The sequence below is a fragment of the Zobellia alginiliquefaciens genome, assembly GCF_029323795.1.
Taxonomy (GTDB): Bacteria; Bacteroidota; Bacteroidia; order Flavobacteriales; family Flavobacteriaceae; genus Zobellia; species Zobellia alginiliquefaciens.
In genome coordinates, this window is record NZ_CP119758.1 from 4,591,713 (window position 1) to 4,608,002 (window position 16,290).

The following is a 16,290-nucleotide window of genomic DNA, read 5'->3' on the forward strand; positions in this document are numbered from 1 at the left end:
GTAAACGAAACAGTTACTACTATTTTTAGATTTTGATGGAATTTATGCTTTTACTAGCCTTCTTGAAGCCTATGAATAGTACACTAGACACCAACAATAGTAATAAATACCACGTATTGCCAACCAAATCTAAATAGGTGATTTTTCCACTGGCAAAGCTCAAAATCATTAAAGCCTGGGCTCCGTAAGGCAACAGTCCTTGGGTTATACAGGCGTAAATATCTAAAATTGAGGCAGTTTGTTTGTTTTCTAAGGAGTATTCATCGGTAATGGATTTAGCAATGGGTCCAGAAATGATAATGGATACGGTATTGTTCGCAATTGCTGTATTGATACTCGATACTAAAGCTGCAATACCAAATTGAGCTGTTCTTTTACTTTTAATGAATGTTTTGATCTTGGTAAGAATAAATTCAATTCCTCCGTTATATGTCACTAAAGCAGCTAAACCTCCTGTTAACAGGGATAATAAGAATATTTCGGTCATATTCGTAAAACCGGTATAGACTATTCTCGTGAATTCGAGTATTGAGAAATCGCCATAAAGAACACCTAATATTCCAGCCGAGATCACACCCAATACCAAGGTAACAAATACATTGATACCAACTACGGATAAAATAATTACAATTAAATAGGGCGCTATTTTAAGAATGGAATAGGTGAAAGTTTCCATTTCCATGCCTTGGCTATTGAGTGATAAGCCTTGATAGATAAGAATAGCCATACTAACTATGGCCGCTGGTAACGCTATTTTTATGTTGGCTTTAAATTTATCGCTCATTTTAACTTCTAGCGATTGGGTAGCGGCAATGGTCGTATCTGAAATTACGGAAAGGTTATCCCCAAACATTGCACCCCCCAACAATGCTCCACATAAAATAGATAACGCAAAGTCTCCCGTATCTGCGAAACCGATAACAATTGGGGCCAATGCAACAATAGCACCCACGGAGGTTCCGGTAGAAATGGATAAAAAAGCGGCGATAACGAATACGCCCACATAAATATACTCCTGACTAATAATATCCAATCCTAAATGAACAATAGCATCAACGCTACCCATAGCTTTGGTAATGGCGGCAAAGGCGCCCGCCAATAAATAAATTAGGCACATGGTGAGTATTTTATCGTCACCACATCCCTTTAGAAGAATACCTATTTTAGAATTCATGGGCTGCCTGAACATCATGAATGCCACAAGGATTCCTGCAATTACCGCAATAGGAGCGGGGAGGGCATAAAAATCATTTTGATAGATACCCGCACCTAAAAAGACAGCAACAAATACTAAAAATGGAAATAGTGCCTTGTAGTTTGCAACCACAGCCTTAACCTGAGTCATAAATTTATGTTTGCAGAATAACAAATAGAGCAATGGCAAATACAATAGGAAGGATATAACGTTTTTTCCAAGGTATTGGCTTATCATTTTAGCACCTTGCTCGTTAATGCAGGTTGCTATCTCAATTTGAGATTCTTGATATTAATTTTAAGGGCGCAAAATTAGTGAACTTAAAAGAGACGGGAGGTCAATTTTTGTTTTTTATAACATAGTTAAATCCCTGTATTTGAACTTAGCACTCTTTATGAGAACCTGCAGCTTTAATAAGTTGGGTATTAAGCTCTCTAATAAGCATGCTTACCTATTTTGAATTTTTTCAGATAACAGGGGCTTATTTTCTTGATTCTTTTCTATTGGGAGCAGTTATCTATTTAGCTTTTAAATGGAAAAAGATTTTCAAGTAAATCAACATAAAAACACCTATTAAAAATAGGATTTTAATAGGTGTTGTCAGTTCAGAATTTTTCTGTTAAGCCTATGGTTATTGCTTAACTGTGCGCTTAAATTTATAGGTAACCCCAATATTCAGCCCAAAAGAAGAATAAGGTACTTTTTGAGATAGTTCTTGGGAAGGGTCAGTATTGGTATTTGAAAGATTATCTACATAATCCGTTTTTTTCACAACGCCGTCAGGTAGGTTTTCTAAAGTGTATAGTCCGTTTACAGCTACCGAACCATCGGGAAGTTTAACATCGGTATGAAATGCAGATAGTTCCGAGTCTTTTCGTTTCAGACTGATACCGTAATACTCCGCTTCTACGAAAACACTAAAATTAGAATTTAGTTCATATTGATACCCGAGTGCACCCACAAAACCTAAAGGAAAATGTCCGTGAAAATCTTCTTTGTAATTAGTCTCTGAATACGAACCCTGTGGAACTCCCAAGGCATCCGCCTCAGCCTCGGAAAAAACAGATTTTTGATAGACCACACCTTCCGTTTTCCCTCCTAATTTAATCAAGGCCCCAAACCGACCATAAATGTTATTGGTGAACTTGTATACCACGGAAGCCGAAGCACCAAAAGCACGTGCTCTGGCAATAGCATCTACTTCAGTATCCGGTAAATTTACCATAGAGATATCTTGGTCTGTACCGTGCAAATATCCAATACCTAAATCCACACCGAAGGATTCATCAAAAAAATAAGTTCCCCTAACTTGAAAATTGACTCCCTCGCCATAACTACCATATGTATTTTCCGTTTCAGAAGCGTTCACCCTTTCTCCAAGTTTCATAGTAGCACTTCCCAGGGCATAGCCAGAACTTGCAGAAACTTGAAGTTGTGCATTAGCTAAATTACCAATAAGCACCGTAGTGACAATTAGAAATAAATGTTTCATAAGGAATAATATCTTGTAAATTTTATTAAATGATTGACATACAAGGCATAGCATAATTGATGAAAAGCCTTGATTAATTTTGGCGTCAAATTTACCTGTTTTAAGCACTTTTATGCAAGATCGATGAAGTTTTAATCGATTATTAGCGCTTTTGATTAGTATTATTGACGCGATAAAATGTCAGATTGTAATTACAAAAAGTTACTCTATATTTTCATCTCCGCTTCCTATTGTAAAAGCTGAATTGCTGGATCAAGCCCGCTATCTTTTCGCTCCATAAAATCATCGTTTAAGAAAATGGAATCTGATTATTGGGTTATGACCGTTACCTAAGTGTAGGAGGAGGGCAAAAGTTAGAGAATTCTAATTTTTATGCTGTTCTACATTTAAGAAAATCTGCATTAGCTCTAATGGGGGAGGAAAGTTAATGTTGTATAATGAATTTAGCTACAAAGTTCAATATATACACTAATTCAATCCACACATACATATTTCATTTAAGAAGAAAAGGTTAAGCTTATTTTTGATGTACTCATTTTCTGGGGTTTATAGATTTTATATAGGCGAGAACAGGAATCCATTTTCTATCTCTTTGTTGTCTAGCCATTATGTAAAGATTCCTATAAAAGCTAATTAGAACTTAAAACAATAATTATGGCAGAAAATCTATTAGTTAATTTTCATTTTAAAGTTGATTGGGGAGGTACTCGAATCGGTTTTACAGAGGTCACTGGGTTGGATATTGAACAAGAGGTTCTTGAATACCGTGAAGGTGCTAGTCCGGAATATGCTCCAATAAAAATCCCTGGTTTACGTCGTTATTCTAATATTATATTAAAGAGAGGTGTTTTTAAATCGGATAACGAGTACTATGAATGGCTAAATACCACCCAATTGAATATTGTAGAAAAACGAGATATTACCATCTCGCTTTTAAATGAAAGTCATGAACCCGTAGTAGTATGGCTTGTAAAATCGGCATGGCCCGTAGCCCTTAAATCTACAAACCTGCATAGCACGAATAGCGAAATAGCTATTGAGAGTTTAGAGCTTGCTCATGAAGGTTTAAGTATTGAACATACATAATGGCTATTGTAAATAAATATCCGCCGTTAAACACACACTTTGCTGTGGATTTCCATAGTAAGGAATATGGTTTAGACCATAAATTTCAATCTGTAGACGGACTTAGCGTAAAGCTTGTAAAAGATGAGATGCGTAAAGAGCCCATAGCTCAGTTTCAAGACATTGTTTTAAAGCGAGCTTACGAACCAAACTCTAAACTGCTTGCCTGGTGTATGGATACTATCAATAATAAAAAATATCTCCATGAAAATTTCACTATTAGGTTGTTAGATGCTAAACATGAGACTATTAGCGCTTGGGATATTGAGCAAGCTTTGCCTGTAGGCTGGAATATTGAAGAGCTTCATGCGCAAGACACTAGAATACTAATAGAAACTATTACATTTAAATACAGTTATTTTCAGATTTTAAACAGTAAGGGCAAAAAAATCTCACCTAAAACGAAGTAAACTACCTCGGGGCAAACCCGCGAGGCATTAAAAGAAATGCACCTTGATTTCGAGGCAAGCCTCGGAGCGTTTAATCTCGGTTATCGGGAAAAACAGTTTGTTAAGTTTTTAGATATAGTTCTCACCTTTTCTACTGTGAGCAATTACCAGAATAAATATCACCAGTAGTGGGGTTATATGCATTTTGCTCAATCAAAACCTCAGTATATGTTCCATTCTTAATTAAGTTTGTTATACTACAAAAATCAGTTAATGAATAGTTTCCGCCATATATCAAGTTAAAATCTTCATCATACGATGCACCAATTGTAATTTTGTCACCTACGGAGATAAGTTTTTCTAAACCATTTAATGAGGTAATTCCGTTTTCATGCAGTGATAAAGCAGCGCCAATTGTAGTGATATTTTCCAAATCCATAATAGAGTTAAGCCGTGAATTGTTCCAAATAGCCACATTGTATAGGACCGAGGTAGTATTATTCAAACCCTTTACAGAGGTAAGTTGACTGTTTTTGGAAATACTTAAGTGACCTTGAATCTCAGTTATATTTTCTAACCCTTCAAGAGAGATGAGTTTTGCATTATTTCTAATTTCTAAATCACCTTTTATGGCGGTAACATTGTCTAGACCACTAAATGTAGTAAGTTCAGGATTAGCCCCTATTTGCAGACCAACGGTATTATAGGCACTACCTGATAAAACAAGGCCATGACCAATAGAAGTAAGATTATCTAACCCGCTTAACGAGGTAAGATTTCTATTTTGAGTAATGACTAGGGCAAGTTCAATTGATGTAATATTATCTAGACCTGCAAGCGTAGTAATATTATTATAAGAAACCCTCAACTCGCCGTGGATTTCAGTTATATTTTCTAGTCCTGTCAACGAAGTTAGTGCATCGTTATTGGTGATAGTTACGTAATGTCCTCCAATAGATGTAACATTATCCAATCCAGTAAGCACGTTAAGGTTGTTGTTGTTTGAAATGGTTAAACGGTTCCCAATGAAAGAAAGGTTTTGCAAACCTTGTAAATTGGTTATGGCGGTTTTGGAAATTGTCAAAGACCCTCCAATTTTCGTCAAATAATCTAAGCTTGCAAGTGTAGTAATGGTTGGCGTAGCACTATCCTCTATAATTACATCACCCGTAACTTCCGTATAACCAATGGTTCCAAAATTTTCTACTTCAGCTTGGGTAGTCAGCGTAATAGAGCCTTCATAAATCCCGCCACTTTGAGCCTGTTCCTCACAATCGCCATTATAAAGGTCATTATAGGTTGGGTTGTATTGGTTATCTGAAATTCTAACTTCACCGTGGGTGCCATTGGTAATTAAATTGTTTAAAGCACAAAAATTAGATAAACTTGAGTTAGGACGAAAACTAGTACCAATAAATAGTATGTCACCAATTGAATTTAGATTTTCTAAACCTGTTAGTGTCGGAAGTAACGGGTTGCCATGAATTCTAAAATTTCTTCCAACGGAATTAAGGCTTTCTAATCCGACAATTGTCGATAGCTTATCATTACTTTGAATAGTTAAATCAAGCCCAACTGATGTTATATTCTGTAAACCTTGGAGGTTAGTTAAATTCTGATGGTTAGTGACATATAAGTTTTTATCAATAGTGGTCAAATTTTCTAACCCCGTTAACGCGGTAAGGTTCTGATTACTATTAATTACAATACTACCGGCAGAAGTTAGGCTTTCTAAACCAGTTAATGTGGTTAGATTTGTGTTAATGTCAATCCATAAAAGACCACCCACGGAAGTTAAATTTTCAAGAGCCCTTAGAGTAGTAAGATTTGAGTTTTGAAGTATGGAAAAATCACCACCCACGGTTTCTAGTTTTTCTAAACCTATTAAGTTCTGAACTCCAGTTTTTAAATACAAGTTTCCTCCAATAGTTGTTAAGGTTGCTAAACTTTCTAAAGAAAAAATGTGTTCTTTTCCATCCAGTTTAATATCTCCGGTAATCTCAATATATCCAAAAGCTCCAAAAGCATTTACTTCTTCTTGGGTAGTTAAAGTTATAGACCCCTCAAAAACAGTGCTTGCTTCACCAGGACACGTTTGTAATTGTCCTAAATTGGTAATACCATTTTCAATAATAGTTAGGGTGATTTCATCAGAAACTTCATTGGTATCCAAGTCTATTACAACCATGTTATAGTCCCTTTCTTTACAATACACAAGCTGTTGTTCAATTTCACCATTATGTATGGGGAGAATTTTGGAATCATTGCTGTTATTGGTGGAATACAAAAGAGCATATCCATTCGTTAAAGGTGCATTACTACAATTAGTTACAGTACTGCTCAAAGTAGTAATAGCGGAGTCCGCCAACTCGGTAACATTAATGGAAATAGATGGGCTATCCTCTGAAAAAGGTCCAAATTCAAGAGAAGCTTCGGTTTTTTCAGTATCACAATCTCCTAAAAGGGTAATGGTAAGTTTTTCATTCTTCGGAAATAAACCACAGTTTAAACCCTGCTCGTCTGTAGTACCGGTATATATAAGCTGGTCATCTGATGATGTTGTAATCTTAAAACGGGTGTTGGGTAAAACAACGTCTTTTTTCAATTCAAAACATGCCCTAACAGAGCTGATAGGTAAATCACAGTTCCACCAAGTAAAATGTGTTACTTCTGCAACATACATCCCATCCATAATTGTGGCAACTCCCTGTTCTTTCCAATATCCGACCGTTTCATCAAAATACCAAAGAGGTATGGTTGAAGGCGCATTTGGCGTTGATGTAGAAACAGGAAAATGTAATTCCGCAGGAGTATCTTCTGATATATTTAAAAGTTCTCCAGTAGGAGCGTATAAGTCAATGGCTAACATACCATAAGTTTCCATAACGGAGGGCTCATTGTTTTCTCTTTTACCAAACAGAGAACCTGGCATTTGAGAAAATGTAGTCGTTTGGTTGGGTTCCAAATAGTGCATGGAAACCTGAACTTTTCCTGAATATTCAGAGCCAGAAGCATCAATAAAACTACCGCCAAAATTTATCTTGGCTCCATTTGGTAAACTCACTTCTGATGTTTCCCCGGTATTTATCGTCTCAATGCTATTCCTTTTAAGGAGGGTTATGTTTACAATATTACTACCATGGGAAGAAGGAACTATAGTCCTAGAACCTAAAATATAGGTTTCTTTTTCAGCTTTAATAAATGCGAATTTCTCATGTACAGCAACCTCATTTAAGCTAAAAACACCATAAACATCCGTTAAAGTAGTTTGAGTTCCTATTGTAATTTTGACATTTTCTAAGGGTGTTCCGGCAATATCAGTGATTTTACCCATAAAATTACCGCTTAGTTCGTTTCCGAAATTTTTTGCTGCAAATTCTAGGTCGGTACTCGCTATGATATCCGCATTTGTGGTATCAACAACGATAGTATCATTTTTAATTGGGTCTATAGAGACCTTTTCTAATTCATGGTCGTCATTAGTACAAGAAATGAGAACTGCAAATAAGGCAACTAGGGTAAGTAGGTATTTCATGGGGAAGGTGGTTCAGTTAAAATTAGTTGGTTGGATGTTATTTTTTTGGTAACCAAATGGCTTGTATTTAACTTAAAAAATGTTAAGATATTGCGGTAAGTACTTCGTTTACATGAGTATTGGATAGAGTATTTGCATAAAATAGATTGATTCAGGTAAGCAATGAATAGGTTTGGTATTGGCGTTAGAAGTCAAACTGATTGCAGTATCCGTCATAAATGTGCAATTAGCGACTAATACAAATGAATTCATTTGTATTTGAAACAATGGCACGCGGTATAGAAAATAATTTAAAAACGCTCAAAATAATAGTCCAGTTACTTTAATTTTGTATTTCATTCATCATCTTTAAACTCAAAGACTTGTTAGAAAAAAGAAATCAGTTACCCCAAGAACAATTAACAGATGAAGACTACTTCATCTACTGTTTAGAAGGGGTGGACGAGATAGCGACAGACAAGGTTACCCAAGCGCAAATAGATTTGGAGCAATTGGCCATGAATTATGGTATTGCCAGTATTTATAAAACATGCGACACCATTGAAGGGTTAGAAGACAGCTTAAATGCATTAGTGCTCGATGATCATAATTTTAAGGATTATGAAATCATCTACCTTGTTATGGCAGGGGAGCCCAATAGCATTTGCTTAAATGATTACTACTACAGTTTACAGGAAATCGCGGAAATTTTTGAAGGAAAATTAAAAGGAAAGATTTTACATTTTTCAAACGCGAAAATTTTGAATTTAGATGAGGAAGAAGCACAATATTTCTTGGATATTACCAATGCAAAAGCGGTTTCTGGCTACGGAAACGAATTTAAAGGCGTAAGTAGCTCAAATCTGGACAAGGCGTTCTTTAATCTATTTAAAGAAGACGATGATATGCTGGAAGTAGTAGAAGAGTTGCACCAAAGACATTATAATGCCTGTAAAGTACTGGATTTTAGGATGTATTATTGAGGTTGAATGCTTACAAAACCAATTCTGCGCCTTTGCCATATTCATAATCCTCGAAGTCGCCGTCGTTCATTTTTTGGATCAGTTGCTTACAGTCGTCCAAATGTTTCTTGATTTTTTTCTTATAACTTATCGAATGTACATCGCCCTCAATAAGCCGATATACTTGTTCGATAAAATTAGAACCAGGCTTTTTGATATAATATTAGTGATAGAATCATGGCTACTATACCCCTCTCACAACTCTTCTAGTATTTAAACTACCACTTAGATTGCCGCTCTGCGATTAAATGGTTTAAAATAAACTTTTAACATTTTCGTTTTCATAGAATAAGCCAATTAACCTACCTGACACATACCAAATTTTAATACCCCGAATCTTATGAAGAACCTGCTGTTTTCGCTTCTATTTTTTTTCATATCATTCAGCTTGTCTGCACAAATAGGATTTCAAGATGGTCTTTTGTTTAATAAGGAGAGTTTTGGCACAAATTTTCACAGTGCTTTCTTGGAAGATATTGATTCAGATGGAGATTTAGATATTTTAGTTACTTCAAAAAATGACAATTTTAAACCAGTTGTGTGGTTTGAAAATATTGATGGAAATGGCACATTCGGCGCTTCAAAAGAAATAGTTCAATTTACTAGTGGATATCCATTATTATTTGAAGATTTAGATTTAGATGGGGATAAAGACTTGATAGCTCCCTTTGTCAACGGATCTACTATTTTCTGGTACGAAAACATAACTGGTTCTGATAGTTTTTCTGAACAAAACACTATATTTCAAAAGCCCTCTTCCCGATATTATAAGATCGCAGTTGGTGATATAGATGGTGATTTGAATATTGATGTGTTGGCTGCTAGCGGTCAGAATAGTGGTAATACGTCAATAGAAATTACTTGGTTAAAAAGCACGGATGGTTTTGATTCGCCAGACAATATTTCAGAAATTATCATAGATGATAGTATGATTTCCAATTCAAACATACTGTTGGAAGATTTTGATGGTGATGGCGACTTAGATGTGATGGCTATTGTTGAAGTTTCAGATAGTCCTAGCTCCCTAAACTATGAAAGGCTTTTATGGTATGAAAACTTAGATGGCCAGGGAAACTTTAATGATGGCAATGTTGTCATATCCGATATTGGTGCCTATTACGGTGTTAATTCAAGATTATATAACCTAACAGCTCCAGACATTGATAATGATGGTGATTTGGACATTCTTTTTAAAACTGGCAGAAATATAGGTTGGCTTAAAAACGATGGTATCGGAAATTTTAGTTCAATAAATATTGAGGCTTCGGAGAATGAAGCCGTTTCAGAATTTAAAAACACGGTTGCTATTGATATAGATGGTGATGGCGATTTAGATATTTATGGAAGTACCAAAAAGTATGATTTTCAAAATGGAGAAACCACCTATGATTACGGATATGCATGGTTTGAAAATCTTGATGGCTTGGGCAATTTTGGGCTTATGCAAAATCATTTCATTGAATCCTTTACAGATGAAACCTGGGGAAACAATATTAGGTTCCAGCATCCAAAAGCTGTTGCTTTTGGGGATGTAAACGGAGATGGTCTTAATGACATGCTTACGGTGCATGCAAACAGCGGTTTTTATCGAGATGATACTTCCATAGTACTTCACAAAAATTTAGGCCCGCAGAAAAACGAAATAGAGGGTAGGGTGCAACTAGACTTTGATGAAAACGGATGTAGTCCATCGGATACACCTATTGAACAGTATAAAGTTATCGCCACCAATGGTGTTCATAGTTACGTGACATATACTTTGAGCAATGGTTATTATCAACTCTTTGTAGAGGAAGGAAATTATGAAGTTTCGGTTGAACCCTACTACAATGGTTGGTTTTCTCCTAATCCGACAAGTCGAACGGTTAATTTCACAGGTATAGGAAATACGGAGAATATTGGCTTTTGCTTTACAAAAACCCAAACCATAAATGATTTAAATGTCAATATCGTGCCGCTAAACGAACCAAGACCTGGTTTTGATGTTTCTTACGAACTGATTTATGCAAACGCCGGAACAACAATTCTAGACGGATCTGTAGACTTTGAATTTGATGATCGACTACAATTTTTGGGAGCGGATACAACCATTGAAACCCAAACGCAAAACACTCTAACTATTCTATACAATCAACTACGTCCATTGGAGTCTAGAAAAGTCGTTTTGGATTTTAACATACCTACAATTCCTGAGGTCAACCTATTCGATGTTTTGACATTCAAAGCCAGTATTGATCCTAAAAATGGTGATGCCACATGGGTAAATAATGATTTTACACTTCGTGAAATTGTTATTGGCTCCTACGATCCTAATGATATTAGAATCATAGAAGGTGATTCCATTTTTATGAAAGATTCTGATGAATACTTAAACTATCTCATTCGATTTCAAAACACCGGTACGGCTTCTGCAATAAATGTTAAGGTAAATCATGAACTTGATGCAAATTTGGATTGGGAAACATTTACGCCCATATCCTCAAGCCATGAAAATACTACCACCATAACAAATGGCAAGGATGTTGAATTTTTCTTTAAAAATATTTTTCTACCCGATAGTTTGTCCAACGAACCTGAAAGTCATGGTTACATTTCCTTCAAAATAAAACCAAAAAACAATGTATCAGTGGGCGATAAGGTTGAAAGTCTAGCCAACATTCATTTTGATTTTAACCCACCCATAATTACAAACATTGCAATTACAGAATTTATTGAAGATCCACTACCCTTGGGTTCCATGATAGTAGAATATCAACCTATTTCTTGCCCATATCAAAGTGATGGTATTATCCAAGTTCAGGCAACAGGTGGGAAAGAACCATACCTCTATCAATTGTTGGATGCTTATGGAAACCCAACAACCACTCAGGCCAGCAATTTATTTGAAAACATAAAAGCTGGATTTTACACCACCAAAGTAATTGATGATTATGGTGATGAACACATCGCTTACATAAATATTGAAAATCCTGAAATTTTTGAAGTAACAACAAGTGTAACGGGTGTTAGCTGCAATGGTGCCGCTGATGGTATTGTTGAAATAACGGCAACAGGGGACGATGGACCTTATAGTTATGGTCTCAGTGGTCAAGGTTTTCAATCATCTAATATAATTGATGGGCTTTCAGAAGGAAATCATGTTATTGCAGTGTTGAACGGTAATGGCTGCACTGTTTATCGGCAGGTAACCGTTGGTGAAAAAGAAAACCTGACGGATTTAGATGGCGATGGAATAGACGATGCCTGTGATGAGGATATTGACGGTGATGATATTTTAAATGAGAATGATAATTGTCCAACTACGTCAAATCCTTTACAAGAAGATTCAAATGGCGATGGCGTTGGTGATGCCTGCGATAGTGTGGAAGAACTAGGCGCCAATTCAACATTAATCTCTCCAGTTTCCTGTAACGGTTCTAATGATGCCGTTATCCAAACCGATGCAGGTGGTGGTAAATCGCCATATTTATATGAATTGTTGGATGATAGTTCAAACGTCCTCATTCCAGCTCAATCTAGCAACATTTTTGAAAATCTTGCTCCGGGTAATTATATGGTTAAAGTAATTGATGATACTCCACATGAAAGTTTCTCAAATACCCTTACAATAATCGAGCCTGGGGAACTGCAAGTTACATCTATTAAAACTAATGTAAGCTGCAAAGGGGCAAACAATGGAAGTATTGAGGTAGATGCCAACGGCGGTTCAGCGCCTTATCAATTCAGTTTAGATGGCACAAACTATACAACGAACAACAATTTTAGCAACCTGATACCTGCAACATATAACGTTTTTGCTAAAGATGCAATGGGTTGCAACCAAACTGTTCCGGTAATCATTTCAGAACCAAATAGTCCTGATTTTGATAATGATGGTCTTGGCGATTCTTGCGATGATGACATTGATGGAGACGGTATTTCTAATGAAAACGACCAATGTTCAGAAACTCCTTTGGGAAGTTCGGTGGATACCTATGGGTGTTTCGTATTCTCTTTGCCAAATGATAATTTTACCATCCAAACTACGGGTGCATCTTGCCCCGACGCCAATAACGGAAGTATTAATATTAGCGCAATTTTGCCATATAACTATAATGTAATCCTAACGGGAAATTCGATTAACGAATCAAAGTCGTTCGGCGATTTCGCGAACTTTGAGAATTTAGTTGCAGGAACCTATGATATTTGTATCACAATTACCGAACATTCTGATTTTGAACAATGCTTTTCTGTTGAGATTACCGAACCTGAATTGTTGTCCGTAAGTTCCAAAATGGATGATTCTGGTAAGTCGGTTGTTTTACAGTTAAGTGGAGGAATCATTTATGAAGTAAATTTAAATGGCACAATATACACCACCGATGATAACCAAATCCACCTGCCAGTATCGGAAATCGAAAATAATTTGACCGTAAGCACGGACAAGGAATGTCAAAGTGTTTATGAAGAAATATTTTTTTCCCATCTTGGATTGTCTGTCTATCCCAACCCTGTTGAAAAAGGTGATGTAACTATCATTCTAAAAGATTCTTCAATAAAGGATGTCCAATTGTCCCTATATACATCGAGGGGAAGACAAATCATGGGAAAAACTGTCAAAACCGTGAACGGCATTGTTAAAGTCAACATGGACGGTTTTTCCTCAGGAATGTATTCCTTAAAAATCGAAACTTCTAACGAGACGTACACTAGAAAAATAATCAAAAAGTAACCTAAGGGTTTCTTGGTTGTCGAGAGGGTAATCGCTCTAAGAGAATTTTGGTAAAACAATAGGGGAGAGGAGCATTAAGAATTTTAGGGGGCTGGTCACAATTTTTCTCGACATTTGAACAGGTTCTTTAACAGTAAAGCAGTCTTTGGTGTTACAATGGATCCTAAAATTTAGCTACCGACCCGTACATTGTTTCCAAAGTTCTCTGTTATTCTTGATTTTTTTTGTTTCTTTTTTTATCAAGAAAAAAAGAAAGAACATTTTTACCTACAGTAAATTTTAATCATAATTATAGTCCTATTTGGACAGGAGCACTTTTAATTTAAACCATGATTTGAGCATTTTAACAACAACTTAAGACAATTGTCGTTATATATTTGACATTTGTCAATATTTTTATGTAAATTGAATAACTGAATCCAAAATTATGACTATAAAGAGAAAAGATAAAAGCGACGCAACTTCAAAGGTACCTAGTATTTCTGAATGGTTAGACATGGTAAAAAAGTATGATTATTCAGAATCTGAAGCAACAGCAATGCTTGTTCAACCTAAAGTAACATTTAAAAATGTCAAAAAAGAAATAGCCTATGTATCTTTTGACTGGAATGATGATTCTCGAGGATACGAGTTGGTTTCCGTAATACGTGAAGGAATTAATTATAGTACATTTCAAGTTGTTGCCAAGAGAGCCCCTTTAGTTGAAGCTGATTGGGCAGTTATTTTAGATACTACAACAAGAACGTTAGATAGATATAAAAAGGACAATAAAACATTTTCTCCCACCCAAACTGAAAAAATTATTGAGATTCAGCAATTGATGTTATTCGGAGAACAAGTTTTTGGAAGTACTACGAATTTTAATGCATGGTTGATTCGAGAAAATATAGGTTTAGGGGGTGTAATTCCCAAAAACTTACTTGATACGTCCGTTGGTTTTGGTATGGTTAAGGATGCCATTGGCCGAATTGAACACGGTATCTTCGCATGATAGTATACCGTATTTCAAAAGGTAAATATAAAGATGATTTATCTGGTACAGGGGCAGAACTCTATGGAGGTAGATGGAATAACAAAGGGAACAAAATGTTGTATACCGCCTCATCGAGAGCATTGGCTATGGCAGAAGTTGCAGTTCATGTTGATTATGGGATACTACCAACAGACTATTTTCTAATCTCTATTAGTGTTCCAGATACTAAAATTCTTGAAGTTAATCTCAAATTATTAGCAGGTTTTGATTGGCGAACGAATCCGCCTTCTCCAATAACTCAGTATATGGGAGATGATTTCTTATTAGGCCTAAAAGGATTAGTGTTAAGAGCACCATCAGTAGTTGTTCCCGGAGATTCAAATATTCTTATAAATCCTCTACACAAAGATTTTTCCAAGGTTAAAGTAAAAAAAGTAGAACCATTTAAATTTGACCCAAGATTATTTGGTATTTAAATTGGTATTCAAATAGTAAAAGATAGAAGTAAATAGTTATTCGAACTATGTCATAATTCTATTTTATATAATATTAGAAACACCAAAAGAAAAGATTCAAACAAAGGATAGTGGTAGCAAGTGCACAGAAATTTTTATTTCTAAAATTTTGTGGTGTTGCGGCAATCTGCCGAGAATCTCTTGAAAAATTTATTGGCAGATAGTTTCTTATAAATCGCATATTCCAAAAAACCTAAAAGGTTTTGCTTTTTTTGGCGCTGGCCAAGCGTTGGATAATTGTGTTTAAAAATAAATGCCATATAAGGAATTTAAATTTTTAAAAAGCAATCGAGCGCTTGGTAGTGGCTATTTTACATAACGGCAAATTATGAGTACAGACGAAAGGTTTGTTGACAGGGTTGACGAATTTGGAAGTTACGAATACATTTTATTCTGTGTGAAAAATTTGAAGCTACGTAAATTAAACAGGTTGATGACCCTGTTAGTAACTCTCATAAAAGCTATAAACGTGAGGGATATTTTACATAATAGAATTATGACTTACAGCTAAAGGTTTGAACCTTAAATACTTATATATCAATCTGTATCATAATTTATATTATGTAAAATAGAATATTTCAAGAACTCCACTATTGGGTAATTCTTGCAAATAAAAAAGCCCCTTTGTTTCCAAGGGGCTTCGTTGTTCTCTATTTTTCTAAGTCTTTCCTACTAATTTCTTCTGGATAAAGTTACGATGTAATCATCAATTTCTTCATCACCGTCAATATCAATATCTATTTGATAACTTAAAGTTTCTTCGGTCAATTCCAATATGGTTAGCTCATAGTTTTCACTATCTTCATAATCGAGCATTAAGTTCAAAATAGAATCTTCAATACTCCAAACACCCGTAGATGATTCTACTTGTTCACAACCATCGCCGCTAATGTTTTCAAACTCGGTTTGGTTGTATATGCCGTCACTTGTGAAAATCTGATATTCAAACTCTTTCTGACATTCGTCTTCAAACGGGTAATCCTCACCATTTAAGGTTTGTGATACATAGTTCCATTCTCCGAGAATAAGTTCTGCGTAATCCGGGGTTTCCATCTCCTCTTCAGTATCATTGTCATCACTGGAACAAGAAATAAACATGGTTGTGGCTAGCATCAGTCCTAAGAATAATTTTTGTTTTCTCATGGGGGTATAAATTTTGGTTTTGTAACAGTACTAATACTATTATTTCAGCCAATTATTGCTCAGCCCAGTGAAAATTTTTGAAATATCATTGTCCGTGTAGTTCAACGAAATTCATACGAATACATCGTTGTAATACGATTAAAATCAATCCTTTATAGCATTTTATCGAATATTTCGCAGCTTTTAAATATACTGATTTACAATCTGTTAT

General features: G+C 35.5%; 10 protein-coding genes and 1 riboswitch. Of the genes, 6 read left to right on the plus strand and 4 right to left on the minus strand.

The genetic code is table 11. The annotated features are described in order from the left end of the window. Positions 1 to 25 precede the first annotated feature (25 nt). Positions 26 to 1,345, minus strand: coding sequence for a Na+/H+ antiporter NhaC family protein (locus P0077_RS18930; protein WP_276166758.1), 1,320 nt, complete (start codon positions 1,343 to 1,345; stop codon positions 26 to 28). Between the two features lie 51 nt (positions 1,346 to 1,396). Then, a riboswitch (SAM-I-IV-variant riboswitch) is annotated at positions 1,397 to 1,492 on the minus strand. Positions 1,493 to 1,826: 334 nt separating this feature from the next. Then, on the minus strand, positions 1,827 to 2,687 hold the full coding sequence (locus P0077_RS18935) for a porin family protein (protein WP_276166760.1): 861 nt from the start codon (positions 2,685 to 2,687) through the stop codon (positions 1,827 to 1,829). Positions 2,688 to 3,341: 654 nt separating this feature from the next. Between P0077_RS18935 and P0077_RS18940 the strand changes: the two genes are divergently transcribed. Together P0077_RS18940 and P0077_RS18945 are read left to right on the plus strand one after the other, a co-directional pair. After that, positions 3,342 to 3,773 carry a phage tail protein gene (locus tag P0077_RS18940; RefSeq protein ID WP_276166761.1) on the plus strand — a complete coding sequence of 144 codons (432 nt, stop codon included), beginning with the start codon at positions 3,342 to 3,344 and terminating at the stop codon, positions 3,771 to 3,773. Continuing rightward, positions 3,773 to 4,222, plus strand: coding sequence for a phage tail protein (locus P0077_RS18945; protein ID WP_276166762.1), 450 nt, complete (start codon positions 3,773 to 3,775; stop codon positions 4,220 to 4,222). The genes P0077_RS18940 and P0077_RS18945 overlap by 1 nt, the downstream gene beginning before the upstream one ends. A gap of 130 nt (positions 4,223 to 4,352) precedes the next feature. On the opposite strand, the gene P0077_RS18950 is transcribed toward P0077_RS18945, so the two are convergent. Beyond that, positions 4,353 to 7,736, minus strand: coding sequence for a receptor L domain-containing protein (locus tag P0077_RS18950; RefSeq protein WP_276166763.1), 3,384 nt, complete (start codon positions 7,734 to 7,736; stop codon positions 4,353 to 4,355). A 362-nt stretch (positions 7,737 to 8,098) separates the two neighbouring features. Here P0077_RS18950 and P0077_RS18955 point away from each other — a divergent pair, with 362 nt between their 5' ends. The 4 genes from P0077_RS18955 (at position 8,099) to P0077_RS18970 (ending at position 14,897) form a co-directional block, all read left to right on the plus strand. Further along, entirely contained in the window at positions 8,099 to 8,698 is a 600-nt protein-coding gene (locus P0077_RS18955; protein ID WP_276166764.1) for a DUF6642 family protein, read from the plus strand. Between the two features lie 379 nt (positions 8,699 to 9,077). Next, the gene (locus tag P0077_RS18960; protein WP_276166765.1) at positions 9,078 to 13,448 is read left to right on the plus strand and encodes a DUF7619 domain-containing protein; all 4,371 of its coding nucleotides are present in this window, start codon (positions 9,078 to 9,080) and stop codon (positions 13,446 to 13,448) included. A 427-nt stretch (positions 13,449 to 13,875) separates the two neighbouring features. Beyond that, entirely contained in the window at positions 13,876 to 14,439 is a 564-nt protein-coding gene (locus tag P0077_RS18965; protein WP_276166766.1) for an Xre family toxin-antitoxin system antitoxin, read from the plus strand. Continuing rightward, positions 14,436 to 14,897 (plus strand): RES family NAD+ phosphorylase, encoded by a 462-nt coding sequence (locus tag P0077_RS18970; RefSeq protein ID WP_276166767.1) that lies wholly within the window; start codon positions 14,436 to 14,438, stop codon positions 14,895 to 14,897. Before P0077_RS18965 ends, P0077_RS18970 begins: the two co-directional genes overlap by 4 nt. A 711-nt stretch (positions 14,898 to 15,608) precedes the next feature. Here P0077_RS18970 and P0077_RS18975 read toward each other — a convergent pair. After that, complete coding sequence (locus P0077_RS18975; RefSeq protein WP_276166768.1) at positions 15,609 to 16,079, minus strand: lipocalin-like domain-containing protein; 471 nt, start codon at positions 16,077 to 16,079, stop codon at positions 15,609 to 15,611. Positions 16,080 to 16,290: the final 211 nt, after the last annotated feature.

Excerpts from the sequence above, each read along its gene's own strand:
- P0077_RS18930 (WP_276166758.1), bottom strand. The coding sequence starts at position 1,345 with ATGACTCAGGTTAAGGCTGTGGTTGCAAACTACAAGGCACTATTTCCA.
- P0077_RS18935 (WP_276166760.1), bottom strand. The coding sequence starts at position 2,687 with ATGAAACATTTATTTCTAATTGTCACTACGGTGCTTATTGGTAATTTA.
- P0077_RS18940 (WP_276166761.1), top strand. The coding sequence starts at position 3,342 with ATGGCAGAAAATCTATTAGTTAATTTTCATTTTAAAGTTGATTGGGGA.
- P0077_RS18945 (WP_276166762.1), top strand. The coding sequence starts at position 3,773 with ATGGCTATTGTAAATAAATATCCGCCGTTAAACACACACTTTGCTGTG.
- P0077_RS18950 (WP_276166763.1), bottom strand. The coding sequence starts at position 7,736 with ATGAAATACCTACTTACCCTAGTTGCCTTATTTGCAGTTCTCATTTCT.
- P0077_RS18960 (WP_276166765.1), top strand. The coding sequence starts at position 9,078 with ATGAAGAACCTGCTGTTTTCGCTTCTATTTTTTTTCATATCATTCAGC.
- P0077_RS18965 (WP_276166766.1), top strand. The coding sequence starts at position 13,876 with ATGACTATAAAGAGAAAAGATAAAAGCGACGCAACTTCAAAGGTACCT.
- P0077_RS18970 (WP_276166767.1), top strand. The coding sequence starts at position 14,436 with ATGATAGTATACCGTATTTCAAAAGGTAAATATAAAGATGATTTATCT.
- P0077_RS18975 (WP_276166768.1), bottom strand. The coding sequence starts at position 16,079 with ATGAGAAAACAAAAATTATTCTTAGGACTGATGCTAGCCACAACCATG.